This window comes from Arthrobacter sp. NicSoilB11 (assembly GCF_019977375.1).
Taxonomy (GTDB): domain Bacteria; phylum Actinomycetota; class Actinomycetes; order Actinomycetales; family Micrococcaceae; genus Arthrobacter.
This window is the reverse complement of sequence record NZ_AP024657.1, coordinates 3,281,685-3,295,789: the sequence shown is the minus strand read 5'-3', so window position 1 is coordinate 3,295,789 and position 14,105 is coordinate 3,281,685. Positions and strand designations below refer to the sequence as shown.

The window sequence follows — 14,105 nt, the reverse complement described above, 5'->3', positions numbered from 1 at the left end:
CCAGGAGGAACCATGCGCACCAAGCGCAGGCTGCAGGCGGCAGCGCTGACCGCCGTTGCAGTGGTCCTGGGACTGTTCACCGTTCAGGGAACCTACGCGTTGTGGAGCGCGGCGGCATCCGCCTCCCCCGGGACCATCACGTCGGCGTCGTTCGATACGGCGCTGACGGCGGTCAACACGGGACAAACAACCACAATGACCCTTGCTGACGGTTCGGCTGCCACCTTGACCCTTTCTCCCGCAGGGACACTGGGCCCGGGCACCTCGGTCTACGGCGGCGTGGTGGTCACCAACAACACCAACGCCGGCGGCCAGTTCAACACGGCGATCACGGCAGGCCAGCCCACCATCGCAAACGTCAGCGGCGGAACCCTCGCCGGTTACGTCACCGTCAACGCGAAAACTGCGGCTTCCTCCGCGGAATGCAGCACCGCCACAGGCTTCGCGTCAATCAGTACCGCAGGGCTTGTCTCGCCCACGGTTGCCAAAGGCGGTTCCACCGTCTTCTGTTTCCAGGTGAGCCTGAGCTCCAGCGCCCCCTCCACAGTGAAAGGACAGGCAGTGAACATCTCGCTCCAACTCACCGCACGTCAGCTCTGCGGGGTGCCCAGTGGCTGCTGACCTGACCGAACGCCTGCTGGGCGGCGAAGCCGACCCGACAGAACCGCGGAGCGGGACTCCGGCAACCACCCGGCAGCGTGGACGAAGGCGCACTGCCGCCTGGGCCGTCGTCGGACGTTTCCTGAGCATGGCAGCCATGCTGGTGTCACTGTTCGCCGCCCTGGTCCTCATCGTGGTTCCGGTGGCGACGGGTTCGCAGACCTACACGGTGCTGACCAAATCCATGGCGCAGAAGTACCCGCCGGGCACGTTCATGGTGATGAAACCTGCCCCGTTTGATGAGCTGAAATATGGTGACGTCATCACTTTCCAGCTCTACTCAGGCCGGCCCGATGTGGAGACGCACCGGATCGTGGGGTTCGGGTCCACCCAGCAGGGCGAGAAGACACTGATCACCAAGGGCGACAACAACGGCGCCAACGATGAGAACCCCGTCCGCGCCATCCAGGTCAAGGGCAAGCTGTTCTACGCAGTCCCGTACGTGGGTTTCGTGGCCAACTTCCTGGGGAATTCCGACCGTGGGACCTGGACAGTCATCGCTGCCGTGGCACTCATCGGCTACGGAGCCATCACCGTGTACAGGTCGGTCCGCAAGACCCGTTCCCGGGACAACGCGGCTGCCGGGGCGATGTAGATGGCACGGTTCGGGAATGTTCCCGGTGCGGGCCTGGCCGCCGGGGCCTTCATCCTCACGGTGCTGCTGGGCATAGGCGGCGCCTCGGCCTCGGCCCTTTGGCAGCAGAGCGCCACGGCCACCATGACCGTCACTGCCTCCGGCGCGTGGCCGAACCAGTTCTCGGGATTCACCTGCACCAATGACAACCCGCGGCAAACCGCAACCTTGTCAGCGGTGGGGACGACGGCGCCAACGACACTTACCTACGCCGCACTCCAGCCGAACGGCACGTATGGGCCCTCCTACAACGAGTCCGTAAGCCTGGGAACAACCAGCACCATCACCCTGACCATCAACTCGCAGATCGTGCTGGCCAACAGGACCACCACCCCACTCACCATCCGTATCACAGCGACATACGCGAACCAGGTGCAGACCACCGCGTCAGCCACCGTGTCACTTGAACAAGGAAACAACAGCAACAAAGTCACCTGCTTGTCCACGACCTTCTAGGCGCCGGTCCACCGCCAGCCCGACGGAAGAAGGCGCCGCTGCTAACACCCCCCACGCAGCGGCGCCGCCTCCCGCCGGGCTGGGGCTTGCCCGTCCAGCGGTGGTTCTGCCCGCCCTCGTCACGACGCGCATATTCACTTTCGACCCGCAGTTGCCTTTGCGCCCCGGATATTTGGGCCGCGGAGGGGAATATCCGCGTCGAGAACAACTACGCGTGTCGAGAACAACCCTGCGCGTCGGAGGTGAGTTCCCGCGCGAGGTGCGTGCCGCCGTCGTGCCTTCCTGTCCGTGTCCGCCCGCATGCAGCCGCGGCCCGTCCGTACACTGGCACCATGTCATGCCGTATCAGCGAACTGGTCCTGAACTGTGCCGACCCGGAACTGCTTGCGCGGTTCTGGAGCGGGGTCCTGGGTTATGTGGAGATCGACCGGGAGGATGGTGCGATCGAGATCGGACCGCCCGATGCCGGCTTTGGCGGTCTGCAGCCCACCATCTTCCTGAGCCCCAGCAGCAATCCGCGGGTGGGGAGGCTTCCGCTGCATATCGACGTCAACCCCGTGGACCGGGACCAGGACGCGGAGCTGGAACGCCTGCTGGCCCTCGGCGCACGGCCGGCCGACGTGGGGCAGACCGGCGACGAGCAGTGGCACGTGCTGCAGGACCCGGAAGGCAACGAGTTCTGCCTCCTGCGCAAGCGGCTCGATCCCTGAAACCTCCGCCGGAGAGGCTGCAAGCGGGAGAGCAGTGGGGGTACCGGGCGGCGCCCACTTCAAGACGCCGCCCGGGCACCTGCAACTATCCCGGGCATGGCTCAAGCCAGGGGGTATCAATTCCTCAAGATTTGCTCAAAACCCCGCTGCCGGCGGCCGCTCCGTGCTACTGCGCGCGTCCCGCCGTCGTGCCGCGTAGGCGAACAGGGAGGTGGTGGCAACGGTGGCCAGGTATCCCGCGATCACAATCAGGGAGATGCCCGCCCAGAAGTAGTTGGTGGTGCTGGCCTCCTGCCATGGACTGGGCGCAATCCGGATCAACGAATACACCGCCACCACGGCCGAGGCCAGCCCGATCAGCACCGGCAGCGTAAGCCAGATCCGGGCGGATCCCACATGCTCGCCGAACCCGTCCCATTCGTTCCATGAACCACGGCGGAGGATCAGCCAGCCGGCAGGGATCATGAACGCCCCCACCAGCAGGAACGCTGCCACCACGTCGGCCGGCCGGTGCCATTGGTTGATCAGCGTGGACACCCCCGAGGCGATGGCAAAGGTGCCGCCAATGAAGCCGGCCATGGGGCGCCAGCGCGGCGACGCCATCAAAAACACCGCAGCCGCCGCGGACGCGGCCAGGGTGGTATGCCCCGACGGCAGCGAATTCAGCTCCAGCGTTAACACGCCTTTGTCCGGGCGCGGCGGCAGGAGGTCCTTCAGTACCTGGGTTGCCACGTTGGCGCCGATGCACGCGGCCACGGCGATCCCTGCCTCCGTCCAGTGCCGCCGGATCACCGTCACAAAAAGGACCACGACGGCGGCCATCACCAGCGAGATGGTGGGCAGCAGGTCCAGGAACCGGGTGGCGGCCTTGCCGGCGGGGCCGTGGATCTCCACGGCCTCCACCAGCGCGGACTCGTCAATGAACTGTCCGGTGGTGGTCTGGACGAAGAAGTAGTAGGTGGCAACCAGCCCGGCAATGCACGCCAGGGTGGACAGCACGAACAGGAACGCCGAGCCCGGGGCAGGCCGGGCCGGGGTCCTGATGGGTAGTTGCCGTGAAGAAGTCATCGCGGTTAAGGGTGACACAGAAAGCTGGAAGACCTCTCAAGCGTTGAAACTGGCTCGCACTAACTGTCGTTTTCAGGGCTCAAAACGACAGTTACTGCGAGCTAGTTGGGCCGCGGGGGGTTGATTGGGCCGCGGTGGGTGGGTTGGACCGGGTCCAGCCGGGGGATGCTCGCCGCGGCCACCAGCAGCGCCAGCACACCCAGCCCGAACGGAAGCGCCGTGGCCGTGGCGATGCCGCCCACCAGCAGCGGCCCGCCGGCGTCGCCCAGTTCGCGTCCCAGTTCCGCCGAGCCCATGGTCCTGCCCATCCGTTCGGGGGGTGTGGTGTCCGCCAGGTGGGCGAAACCGAGGGGGGTCACCGCGCCGATCCCAACCCCGATGAACGCCGCGGCAACGAAGATGGTGACCACTCCCGGGGCGGCCGCCACCAGGCCGACGCCCGCGGCAATCAGCAGCAGGCCCGTCGTCGTGCCCCTGTTGTCCGTGACGGCGTGCCGGTCCCGCAGCCGCCCGATCCACGGCTGGGTCAGCACCGAGCCCAGCGCCACCACGCTCACCGCCGCCGTCCCGGCGAAGGCGTCCAGGCCGTGCCGGGTGGCCAGCGCCGGAAGGAAGCCGACGGCGGCACCCAACGCACCCGTTGAGGCGGCCAGCACCAGCGTGGGGACCAGGAACCGGCGCTCGCCCACCTGCCGCGCGAGGTCCAGCACCGTGTACCGCTTCCGCGGCAGCGGCGCCAGATGCGGCACGGACAGCAGCACCCACACCGCGGTCACCGCAGCCAGCGCGGACAGCGTGCCGAACAGCAGCGGGAAACCGCCGGCCAGGATCAGCCCCGCGCCCAGCGGTGGGCCGATGATGTATCCCAGGCTTTTCCAGGACCCGTACCGGCCAAAGTAGGTGCCGGCCTTCCCGCCGCGGGCCATCCTTGCCACCATGGCGGACGACGCCGGCGAGAAGGCCGACGCCGCCGCGCCCTGTCCCAGCCTGGCCAGGGCAAGGATCAGCGGGTCAGCTGCGCCAAGGCCGATCAAGGACAGGGCGGCAAAAGCGAAGAGGCCGCCGATGACGACGGGTTTGGCGCCGATCCGGTCGCTGAGCGCACCGAAGACGGGCTTCAGGAAGACCTCGGCAACGTCGTAGAGGGCCAGCAGGATGCCCAGGTTCAGCAGGGTCAGCCCGATGTTTCCGCTCTGCGCGCCCAGCCCGGCCGCGATGCTGTGGGCACCGAAAGCGGTGACGAACCCCGCGGCATACAGCGGTGCCGAGGACGAGCTGGCGGCCTTGCCGCTGGACTGGGGGTGGCCGGTGCTCATAGTGGGGACTTTAGTACCTTCATAAATTTGTGAAAACTTCGAAGACTTGAACCATGAACACCGTTGTCCACACAGCGAACCTGCACAAGCACTTTGGGCACGTCAGGGCCCTTGACGGCCTCGACCTGGAAGTCCAGCGCGGTGAGATCCACGGTTTCCTGGGTCCCAACGGCGCCGGGAAATCCACCACCCTGCGCATCCTGCTGGGGCTGGCCAGGCCCACGTCCGGCTCCGCGTCCGTCCTGGGTTTCGAGCCCTGGACACAGGCGGTGGAGCTGCACCGCCGGCTGGCCTACGTTCCCGGCGACGTCCGGCTCTGGCCCAACCTCTCCGGCGGGGAAACCATCGACCTGCTGTCCCGGCTGCGCGGCGGCACCGCCGACGGCGGTGCGTACCGGCGTCGAAAGGACCGGCTGTGCCAGGTCTTCGACTTCGATCCCGCCAAGAAGGGACGCGCCTACTCAAAAGGCAACCGGCAAAAAGTGGCCCTGATCGCGGCCCTCGCCACCGAAGCCGAGGTGTACCTGCTCGACGAACCCACCAGCGGCCTTGACCCGCTCATGGAGGAGGTCTTCCGCAGGGAGCTGCTCACCGCCGTCGACCGCGGAGCCACCGTGCTCCTCTCCAGCCACATCCTCTCCGAGGTGGAGGTGCTGTGCCACCGGGTGAGCATCATCCGCGCGGGCAGGATTGTCGACGGCGGGACGCTGGATTCCCTGCGGCACCTCACCAGGTCGGAGGTGTCGTTCGCCGCTGACGGTTTGGACCCCGAGGCCCTGGCCCGCCTGGGCGCGGTGCATGACCTGACGGTCGATGCCGGGCGGATCCGGTTCAGCGCCGACACCGACCGGATCGCGGAGGTGCTTCCTGCCCTGGGCGCCTTGGGCGTGCAGGGCCTGACGATTGTTCCGCCGTCCCTGGAGGAACTGTTCCTGCGCCACTACGGCGACAGCGCCGGTACCGCCGGGCCACAGGCTGATGCGCCCGACTTCGGACACGGCTCCCGGCGCCACCTGCTCGGCGCGAGGGGGCGGGGCTGACATGGCCGTCCTCCTGGTCCTTTGGGGCCAGCGGCTGCGCCGGGACCGCTGGCAGCTGCTGAGCTGGGTGGCAGCCATCGGGGCGTTCGCCTGGTTTGCAGCGGCCGCCGTGACCCAGACCTACGGCAACGTGGCCAGCCGCACGGAGATCCTGCAGGTGGCCATCGCCACGCCCGCCATCCTGATGCTGCGCGGCCTGCCCCGCGGCGCCGACCAGGGGGCCTTCACGTTCTTCCTGATCTACGCGTTCCTTGCCCTGCTGGCAGGCCTGATGAGCACCTTCCTCGCGGTCCGCCACACCCGGGCGGACGAGGAGACGGGGACGGCGGAACTGGTGGCCGCCACGCCTGCCGGCCGCCTGCTGCCCAACGCCGCCACCCTGCTGCACGGCGTCACGGCCAACATCCTGGTGGCGCTCGCGGTGTTCGGCGGCTTCGCCGCCCAGGGGCTGGACACGCAAGGCTCCCTGACTGCCGGAGCCGCAACGGGCGCCGCCGGCCTCGCCTTCCTGGGCGTGGGACTGCTGGTGGCCCAGTTCATGGGGACTTCACGCGGTGCGAACGGCGTCTCGGCCGCGCTGGTTGTCCTGGCGTACGTCCTGCGTGGGATCGGGGACGCCACCGGGACGCCCGGCGCCGACGGGACCAGCATGACCGAAGGGGCAGCCAGCTGGTTCTCGCCCATCGGCTGGGGCCAGCAGACGTTCGCGTTCTCCGGCAATCGCACCTGGCCGCTGCTGCTGCCGGTGGGGCTTGCCGCCGGCTGCCTCGCCGCCGCCTGGCTCATCCTCCGCACGCGGGACAGCGGGGCCAGCGTCTGGGGTGCCAGGCCGGGACGCGCTGCCGCCCGGCCGGCGCTTCGAAGCCCGGCAGCCCTGGCGCTGCGGCTGCAGTCCGGGTCGATCATCGGCTGGGGGTTCAGCGGCCTGGCCCTCGGGCTGCTGGCGGGGTCGCTGGGAAAGGCGATTGCCGCCGTCGACACCCCTGACACCAACATCACTGCCGTGATGCGGGCCATGCTCCAGTCGCAGGGCACATCACTGACCCAGCTCATGGTGTCGGTACTCTTCTCGATGGCCGGGGTCCTGGCGGCGGCGTGCGCCCTCCAGGCGGTGATCAGGCTGCGGCAGGAGGAAGCCGCCGGAACCGCCGAACTCCTGCTGGCCGCACCGGTGGGCCGGGTCCGGTGGCTGGCCGGCTACCTGCTGCTGGGCGCGGGGGCCGTGGTGCTGGTGGTGGGCCTGGCCGGGGTGGGGGCGTGGGCCACGCTCACCGGTTCCGGGGATACCTCAATGCCGGCCGATGCGCTGTGGGAAACCGCGCTGGCCCAGCTGCCCGCAGCGTTGATCTACCTTGCCGTTCCGGCGCTGGTGTTCGTCCTGTGGCCTGCCGGGACCACCGCCACCAGCTGGGCGTTGCTTGCCCTGGGCGTGATGCTGGGAATCTTCGGGGGCATGCTGGGGCTGGACCAAAGCCTGCGCGACCTGTCCCCGTTCACCCACACACCGGTACCGCACGGGGACGCCACGGACTGGAGCGGCGCATGGTGGATGCTGGCCATCGCCGCGGCTGCCGCCGCGCTGGCCATTGCGGGCATGCGGCGGCGGGAAGTGGGGTCGGCATGAGCCCCCGAGCTGAGGTGGCGGCTGCCCGGGACACGCTGGCCGCCGCGGCTTCCACCGCCGCCGCTGCCGAAATAACTGCCGCTGCCTTCGCCGCCGCCGGTTTCCCCAAGATGCCGGCACGGACCCTGCTGGCACTGGTGTCCTCCGAGCAGGGGAGCCTCACGGCTGCGGAACTTTCGGAGCGGCTGGGGGCCAGCGCCGCGGCGGTCTCCGGGGCTGTGCGGTACCTGCAGACGGTGGGCTTCGTCCATCGCGTCTCCCAGCCCGGCAGCCGCCGCGACCTCTACGCCCTGCATGAGGACGAGTGGTACGTGGTGTCCATGCGGAACAGCCCCATCTACGAAAAGCTGGCGGCCCTGACCGACGCCACGGCGGAAACCCTCCCGGAGGGATCAGCGGCCCGGGCCCGGGTGGCGGACATGGCCCGGTTCTACCGGTTCCTCAATGCGCGGATGCCGGCCCTGCTGGACGACTGGGAGCGCGAACGGGCCAGGGAGGCCACGCCGTGACCATCATCGACAACGCCGTGTACGTGAACGGGCTGCGCACCGAGGACCCGGAAGACCTTGACGAGACCTACTTCCTGCTCCGCCAGCGGGAGGGGATGGCGTGGATAGGGCTGTACCGGCCTGACGCAGAGGAGCTGCAGTCCGTCGGCGAGGAATTCGACCTCAACGCGCTGGCCATCGAGGACGCACTTGCCGGCCACCAGCGGGCCAAGCTGGAGCACTACGGCGAGTGCCTGTTTTTGGTGCTGAGGCCAGCCCGGTACCGTGACGACGAAGAAAGGGTGGACTTCGGCGAGATCCACGTCTTCGCCGGCGACGAGTACGTGGTCACCGTCCGGCACGCCGAGTCCCCGGATTTGGCCAAGGTCCGCCGCCGGATGGAGTCCATGCCGGAATTCCTGGCCCTGGGACCGGACGCGGTGCTCTACGGGATCCTGGACCAGGTGGTGGACGAATACGAGCCGGTGGTGGCGGGCCTGGAAAACGACATCGACGAAATTGAGGATGACCTGTTCGGTGCGGATCCGGACGTATCCCGCCGCATCTATGAACTGTCCCGGCAGGTCATCACCTTCCAGCGGGCCACGAGTCCGCTGGCGGGGATACTGCAGGCCCTGATCGCCGGAGCCCCGGACCGCGAACAGTCAACCGAGCTTCGGGACCACTACCGCGATGTCCTGGACCACGTCCTCAGGATCAATGAACGCGTGGCATCCTTCCGGGCCCTGCTCCAGAACGCGCTCGCCGTCAACGCAGCCCTCGTGGCCCAGCGGCAAAACGATGAAATGCAGCGGATGACAGAGTCCAGCTTTGAGCAGAACGAGCAGGTCAAGCGCATCTCCTCCTGGGCTGCCATCCTGTTCGCCCCCACGCTGGTGGCGTCCATCTACGGCATGAACTTCGTCAACATGCCCGAACTGGCGTGGACCTATGGCTACCCCTATGCGCTGGGCGTGATGGCGGCCATGGGGCTGGCCCTTTACCTGGCGTTCAAGCACAACAAGTGGATCTGACGTCCTTCGCTGGCCCTGCGCCTCCACGACGCGCAAAATTCGCAGTGAGGTGCGGCTACAGTAAACGGCATGCTTGACGAACTCCTGGCCAGCGCGCACGTGGTCAGCCTGCCCATGCGCGTGAAGTTCCGGGGAATCATGGAACGCGAGTCCCTCCTGCTCCGCGGGCCGGCGGGCTGGGGCGAGTTCTGCCCCTTTCCCGAGTATGGCGACGCCGAGGCATCGCACTGGCTGGCCGCCGCCATCGAGGCGGGCTGGCAGGGGTTCCCGGCCCCGCTGCGGGACAGCATCCCGGTGAACGCCACCGTGCCGGCTGTCTCCGCGGACCGGGTGCCCGACGTCCTGGCCCGGTTCGGCCGCGTGGACGCCGTCAAGGTCAAGGTGGCGGAGCAGGGCCAGTCGCTTGACGACGACGTCGCCCGGGTCCGTGCCGTGCGCGCCGCTTTGCCGGACGCGGCCATCCGCGTGGACGCCAACGGCGGCTGGGACGTGCCCGGCGCCGTGGAGGCGTTGACCCGGCTGGCGCCTGTTGGGCTGGAATACGCAGAGCAGCCGGTGCCTTCCATCGAGGGCCTTGCCGAGGTCCGGTCCCGGCTTCGGGACGCCGGGACGCCGGTGTTGATCGCGGCCGACGAAAGCGTCCGCAAGGAAACCGATCCGCTCCGGGTGGCCCGGGCGGGCGCGGCGGACCTGATCGTGGTCAAGGTGGCACCGCTTGGGGGAGTGCGGCGCGCCCTGGACATCGTGGCACAGGCCGGACTCCCCGCCGTCGTCAGCTCCGCGCTGGACACCTCCATCGGCATCCGCGCGGGCCTTGCCCTCGCCGCCGCCCTGCCCGAGCTGCCCTACGCCTGCGGCCTGGGAACGGTGTCGCTGTTTGACTCGGACATCACCACGGACCCCCTAGTGGCCGACGACGGCGCCATCCGCCTGCGCGACGTTGCCGCCGACGCCGGGCTGCTTGAGCGGTTTGCGGCTCCCGCGGACCGGCGGGACTGGTGGCTGGACAGGCTCCGCCGTGTCCACGCCCTCCTCCCCCGAGCGACTGCTGAGTAGCTGCCGTTTTCACGCCCCAAACGGCAGTTAGCCGGCATTGGATGTCGCTGCAGGGTGGCGTCCTGCGGGTGATTGCCGGAGGGTTGCGTGGCTCCTATCATGGTTCCACCGGTTCCTCCCTGCACCGAACAGGGACGTTATTTAAGGTCGCAAGTGCCATGGTGAAGATACCTTTCAGGCATCAGGCGGATGAATCGAAAAAGCGGGAAAACTCCGGGGAGCATCACCGGCTGCACCTGGCGGAATGGCTGAGGCGGGAGGACGAGGGCATCGAGCGTGCCTCCAGCAGTATCTTCCTCAGCAGCCATGACCGGCCCCTTGCCCCGCAACGGACCTGCATCCAGGGGCATGAGATCCTGCCGGGGGAGGACCACTGCTCGCACGGGCATCCCGTGGGTTGAGGAAGACGGCCACCAATCGGGGAGTGGTGTTTCCTCATTTTGCCGGCGCGCACAGCCGGTCAAGGGCCTCGTTAAGGGTTGACTCGATTTGGCCGACCAGGAGTTCGCGCATGTTCTGGGTGGACTCATCCTCCAGCTCTGTCGGAAGCGGCGGGGTGGTGACGGTCATCGCGGCCTGGTAGCGCCCGTCGCTGCTGCTGACCGCCACAGTCTGATAGTCCCAGAAGAGCCCCCTGCCCGCGTAGCGCGGCTGGGGCGAGCAGCCATCTGCGTGTTCCCAGAGGCCCAGCCCGTACGGCGAGAAGACGGTCTTCGCCGTCATCGCGCCCAACGACGCGGCGGAGATTGCCCGGCCCTGGAAAAGGGCCGCCATGAAGTGGTTCATGTCCTCCACTGTCGAAACGGCGCCCACGGCCGGCGAACCGGCACTGAAGATGTTGTCAGTGGTATCGATCCGCTCACCCCGGAGGGTCACATAGCCGTGGAGAAGCCCGGATTCGAGCGGGTCGAGGTGGTCCAGGGTGGTGCTCTTCAAACCAAGCGGACCAAAGATCTCCTCACGCATGACGCTGGTGAAGGGCTTATGCCGCAGTTCCTGGATAAGCAGTCCGAGTGCGAGGTAGTTCGTGTTCGAGTACCTAAAGGAGCCGACGCTGGACCCATCCCACGGGAGGGTGCGGGCCAGCTGCAAACCCCGCTCCATCGTCATCGTCCGGGAAACACTTGGGCGGAAGTCGACGTCGCGCGGCAACGCATCGTTGGCCTCCGGCATGCCAGACGTGTGGCTGAGCAGCTGTCTCACCGTGATGGGGCCCGGAGGATTGAGTGCTGTGAAGCCGGGGATGACATCGTTTACGGGGTCGTCCAGGCCGATGAGGTGGTCGTCGACGAGTTTGAGTACTGCCACGGCCGTCATCGTTTTGGTGACGCTGGCGATCTGCACACGGTCGGTGGCCTGTGCCGGGGTCCTCGTTTCAAGGTCGCGCATGCCAAAGGCCTTGGACCACTCACCTTCCGGCCATTTGACCTGCACGACGGTGGCCACCGCGCCGTCGTTCATGAACAGCTTCACCTGGTTCTCAAGGGAACCGAAGGGGTTGGGGGAGCTTGGGGAGGGGACGGGCTCGTCCGGGGTGTAGGTGCAGCCGGTCACGGCGAGGACGGCGGCGAAGACCGCCCGCCGCCAGGCAGGTCTGTTCGTGCTCATGCCGGGGCATCCGCTCTGGACAGGGTGACGTGTTTGGGCCGCCTGCAGCGCCGTGTCCGGCCAAACCTCTGATGGCGCCGTCCGCCCAGCACTCCAATTTTAAGTCCGCCCACCGCCAGCGGGAAGCAGCCGCGGCATGCTCAGCCAACCCACGGAACGGGCGGTACCACCTGCATTGACGGATGAAACGTTCCTGCAGGTCACGGGCGGTTCACCATAACTTCATCCAATTGATGGCTTCCTGTAGGAACCGGCTGGAAGGGTGATCGGGCACCCCAGCGAGAATTCTTGGAAGGTTCCCATGTCTGAAACTGCCCGCAAGTTCACCCTGCTGCCCATGCTCGGCCATACCAAGGGCAAGCGCAGCCCCGTCACCTGCGCGCTCAAGTGCGACAACGCCTGCGCCGGTGACGTCTGCAACACCAGCTCCAACAGCTACTTCCGCGACATCGCCTCCGCCACCCTGTCCCGCCGCGCCGCCCTGGGCATGGGAGCCGCCGGTGCACTCGCCGTCGTCCTCGGTTCCGCGGTGAGCTCCGCCGAACCCGCCTCCGCTGCGGGCCTGTCCAAGGCCGCCAAGGAAGGCTTCGGCAACTCCAAGCTGCAGTTCACCGCCATCAAGCCCGTGGACAAAGCCGTCGACGCCTTCACCGTTCCGGAAGGTTTCACCTGGCAGCCGATCATCCGCTGGGGCGACCCGCTGTTCGCTGACTCGCCGGACTTCGACCTCAACAACCAGACTGCCGCAGCCCAGGCCCGCCAGTTCGGCTACAACAACGACTACACGGACATCGTGGAAATCCCGGGCAGCAAGGGCCGCCGCGCGGTACTGTTCACCAACCACGAATACACCAACGAGAACATCATGGTCCCGGCCGGCTACGACGCCGCCGAAACCCGTGCCATCGGCCGCGCAGCGCACGGCCTGGCCGTGGTGGAACTCGAGCGCAAGAACACCACCAAGCCGTGGAGCTACGTCAAGGGCGCCCCGCTGAACCGCCGCTACCTCTCCGATACCACCTACGAACTGACCGGCCCCGTCGCCGGCTCGGCCCTCGTCAAAACCGTCGCCGATCCCTCCGGCCGCGCCATCAAAGGCACGTTCGGCAACTGCTCCGGCGGCACCACCCCCTGGGGCACCATCCTCTCCGGCGAGGAAAACTTCAACGGCTACTTCGTGGCCGGCGGCACCTCCGCCAGCGACAAGCGCTACGGCCTCACCGCCAAGCCCACCGCCCGCAAGTGGGAGCTGGACGATCCCCGCTTCGACACCCGCAACGCCGGCTACGAAAACGAAACCAACCGCTTCGGCTGGATCGTGGAAGTCGACCCCTTCGACCCCACCTCAACGCCCAAGAAGCGCTCCGCGATGGGCCGCTTCAAGCACGAGGGTGCCAACGTGATCGTGGCCGAATCCGGTCACGTGGTGGCCTACATGGGCGACGACGAGAAGTTCGACTACCTCTACAAGTTCGTCTCGGCGGAGAAGTACCGTGAGGGCGACCGCAGGCACAACATGGACCTGCTGTCCGAGGGCGATCTGTACGTCGCCAAGTTCACCGGCAACTCGCCCGCCGCGGAAATCACCGGAACCGGGGCGCTTCCCGCCGACGGCGCGTTCGACGGCACCGGCGAATGGCTGCCCCTGGTGGTCGGCGGCAAGTCCGCCGTGCCCGGCATGTCCGTCGAGGAGGTCCTGGTGTACACCCGACTGGCCGCGGACAAGGTGGGACCCACCAAGATGGACCGGTGCGAGGACGTCCAGCCCAGCCTGCACACCGGCAAGGTCTACGTGGTCTGCACCAACAACTCGGACCGCGGCACCGGCACCAAGGAGGGCGCCACCGAAGTCAACCCGCGCACCCAGAACCGCGACGGGCACATCGTGGAAATCACCGAAACCGGCGACCAGACCTCCACCAAGTTCAACTGGACCCTCCTGATGGTCTGCGGCGACCCCGCCCAGGGCGACGTCACGTACTTCTCCGGCTACCCGGCGGACAAGGTCTCGCCCATCTCCTGCCCGGACAACGTGGCCTTCGACTCCGTGGGCAACCTCTGGATCTCCACCGACGGCGCGCCGTCCGGCATCGGCTACAACGACGGCCTCTTCAAGGTCACCCTGGACGGCGCGGAGCGCGGCAAGGTGGAGCAGTTCCTCTCCGTTCCCCGCGACGCCGAAACCTGCGGCCCGGTCATCCACGACGACGAGCGCATGGTGTTCGTCTCCGTGCAGCACCCGGGCGAGGAAGGCACCTTCGAGGCGCCGCACTCCTACTTCCCGGACTACGTCCCGGCAGGCACGACGCCGGCACCCGGCCAGGTGCGCGCGCCCCGTCCCGCGGTGGTCCAGGTGTTCCGCGGCTAGTCTTCCTTAAGACTGGAAACGCCCGCTCACCTTTGACGGGTTT

The 14,105-nt window shown here is 67.7% G+C and carries 14 protein-coding genes; 11 read left to right on the top strand and 3 right to left on the bottom strand.

Going from position 1 to position 14,105, the window contains the following annotated elements:
* The first annotated feature begins 12 nt into the window (after positions 1-12).
* The 4 genes from LDO14_RS15320 to LDO14_RS15305 all read left to right on the top strand — a co-directional run bounded on the left by LDO14_RS15320 (position 13) and on the right by LDO14_RS15305 (position 2,460).
* Entirely contained in the window at positions 13-621 is a 609-nt protein-coding gene (locus LDO14_RS15320) for a hypothetical protein (protein ID WP_056392967.1), read from the top strand.
* Entirely contained in the window at positions 611-1,255 is a 645-nt protein-coding gene (locus LDO14_RS15315) for a signal peptidase I (RefSeq protein WP_223992396.1), read from the top strand. The genes LDO14_RS15320 and LDO14_RS15315 overlap by 11 nt, the downstream gene beginning before the upstream one ends.
* Positions 1,256-1,750 (top strand): hypothetical protein, encoded by a 495-nt coding sequence (locus tag LDO14_RS15310; protein WP_223992393.1) that lies wholly within the window; start codon positions 1,256-1,258, stop codon positions 1,748-1,750.
* A gap of 332 nt (positions 1,751-2,082) precedes the next feature.
* Positions 2,083-2,460, top strand: coding sequence for a VOC family protein (locus tag LDO14_RS15305; protein WP_018768643.1), 378 nt, complete (start codon positions 2,083-2,085; stop codon positions 2,458-2,460).
* A gap of 135 nt (positions 2,461-2,595) precedes the next feature.
* Here LDO14_RS15305 and LDO14_RS15300 read toward each other — a convergent pair whose 3' ends face one another.
* Both LDO14_RS15300 and LDO14_RS15295 read right to left on the bottom strand, forming a co-directional pair.
* Positions 2,596-3,528 (bottom strand): phosphatase PAP2 family protein, encoded by a 933-nt coding sequence (locus LDO14_RS15300; RefSeq protein WP_223992391.1) that lies wholly within the window; start codon positions 3,526-3,528, stop codon positions 2,596-2,598.
* 101 nt (positions 3,529-3,629) lie between these two features.
* On the bottom strand, positions 3,630-4,844 hold the full coding sequence (locus LDO14_RS15295) for an MFS transporter (protein ID WP_223992383.1): 1,215 nt from the start codon (positions 4,842-4,844) through the stop codon (positions 3,630-3,632).
* 53 nt (positions 4,845-4,897) lie between these two features.
* On the opposite strand from LDO14_RS15295, the gene LDO14_RS15290 reads away from it, so the two are divergent.
* The 6 genes from LDO14_RS15290 to LDO14_RS15265 all read left to right on the top strand — a co-directional run bounded on the left by LDO14_RS15290 (position 4,898) and on the right by LDO14_RS15265 (position 10,487).
* Entirely contained in the window at positions 4,898-5,884 is a 987-nt protein-coding gene (locus LDO14_RS15290; protein ID WP_223992382.1) for an ABC transporter ATP-binding protein, read from the top strand.
* A 1-nt stretch (position 5,885) separates the two neighbouring features.
* Entirely contained in the window at positions 5,886-7,508 is a 1,623-nt protein-coding gene (locus LDO14_RS15285; RefSeq protein WP_223992381.1) for a hypothetical protein, read from the top strand.
* Positions 7,505-8,017 carry a MarR family transcriptional regulator gene (locus LDO14_RS15280; protein ID WP_223992380.1) on the top strand — a complete coding sequence of 171 codons (513 nt, stop codon included), beginning with the start codon at positions 7,505-7,507 and terminating at the stop codon, positions 8,015-8,017. Before LDO14_RS15285 ends, LDO14_RS15280 begins: the two co-directional genes overlap by 4 nt.
* Positions 8,014-9,030 (top strand): magnesium/cobalt transporter CorA, encoded by a 1,017-nt coding sequence (corA, locus tag LDO14_RS15275; RefSeq protein WP_018768637.1) that lies wholly within the window; start codon positions 8,014-8,016, stop codon positions 9,028-9,030. Before LDO14_RS15280 ends, corA begins: the two co-directional genes overlap by 4 nt.
* Before the next feature lie 69 nt (positions 9,031-9,099).
* Positions 9,100-10,086 carry an o-succinylbenzoate synthase gene (locus LDO14_RS15270; RefSeq protein WP_223992379.1) on the top strand — a complete coding sequence of 329 codons (987 nt, stop codon included), beginning with the start codon at positions 9,100-9,102 and terminating at the stop codon, positions 10,084-10,086.
* A 158-nt stretch (positions 10,087-10,244) separates the two neighbouring features.
* Entirely contained in the window at positions 10,245-10,487 is a 243-nt protein-coding gene (locus tag LDO14_RS15265) for a hypothetical protein (RefSeq protein WP_018768635.1), read from the top strand.
* Positions 10,488-10,521: 34 nt separating this feature from the next.
* Here the strand turns inward: LDO14_RS15265 and LDO14_RS15260 are convergent, their stop codons facing one another.
* Entirely contained in the window at positions 10,522-11,694 is a 1,173-nt protein-coding gene (locus LDO14_RS15260) for a serine hydrolase domain-containing protein (protein ID WP_223992378.1), read from the bottom strand.
* Positions 11,695-11,995: 301 nt separating this feature from the next.
* On the opposite strand from LDO14_RS15260, the gene LDO14_RS15255 reads away from it, so the two are divergent.
* Positions 11,996-14,062 (top strand): PhoX family phosphatase, encoded by a 2,067-nt coding sequence (locus tag LDO14_RS15255; RefSeq protein WP_144600839.1) that lies wholly within the window; start codon positions 11,996-11,998, stop codon positions 14,060-14,062.
* The last annotated feature ends 43 nt before the right edge of the window (positions 14,063-14,105 follow it).

Bases quoted from the DNA above. Each gene is read 5' to 3' on its own strand.
- LDO14_RS15305 (WP_018768643.1), top strand. From the start codon at position 2,083: ATGTCATGCCGTATCAGCGAACTGGTCCTGAACTGTGCCGACCCGGAA.
- LDO14_RS15280 (WP_223992380.1), top strand. From the start codon at position 7,505: ATGAGCCCCCGAGCTGAGGTGGCGGCTGCCCGGGACACGCTGGCCGCC.
- LDO14_RS15285 (WP_223992381.1), top strand. From the start codon at position 5,886: ATGGCCGTCCTCCTGGTCCTTTGGGGCCAGCGGCTGCGCCGGGACCGC.
- LDO14_RS15260 (WP_223992378.1), bottom strand. From the start codon at position 11,694: ATGAGCACGAACAGACCTGCCTGGCGGCGGGCGGTCTTCGCCGCCGTC.
- LDO14_RS15265 (WP_018768635.1), top strand. From the start codon at position 10,245: ATGGTGAAGATACCTTTCAGGCATCAGGCGGATGAATCGAAAAAGCGG.
- LDO14_RS15320 (WP_056392967.1), top strand. From the start codon at position 13: ATGCGCACCAAGCGCAGGCTGCAGGCGGCAGCGCTGACCGCCGTTGCA.
- LDO14_RS15310 (WP_223992393.1), top strand. From the start codon at position 1,256: ATGGCACGGTTCGGGAATGTTCCCGGTGCGGGCCTGGCCGCCGGGGCC.
- LDO14_RS15295 (WP_223992383.1), bottom strand. From the start codon at position 4,844: ATGAGCACCGGCCACCCCCAGTCCAGCGGCAAGGCCGCCAGCTCGTCC.
- LDO14_RS15270 (WP_223992379.1), top strand. From the start codon at position 9,100: ATGCTTGACGAACTCCTGGCCAGCGCGCACGTGGTCAGCCTGCCCATG.
- LDO14_RS15300 (WP_223992391.1), bottom strand. From the start codon at position 3,528: ATGACTTCTTCACGGCAACTACCCATCAGGACCCCGGCCCGGCCTGCC.
- LDO14_RS15255 (WP_144600839.1), top strand. From the start codon at position 11,996: ATGTCTGAAACTGCCCGCAAGTTCACCCTGCTGCCCATGCTCGGCCAT.
- LDO14_RS15290 (WP_223992382.1), top strand. From the start codon at position 4,898: ATGAACACCGTTGTCCACACAGCGAACCTGCACAAGCACTTTGGGCAC.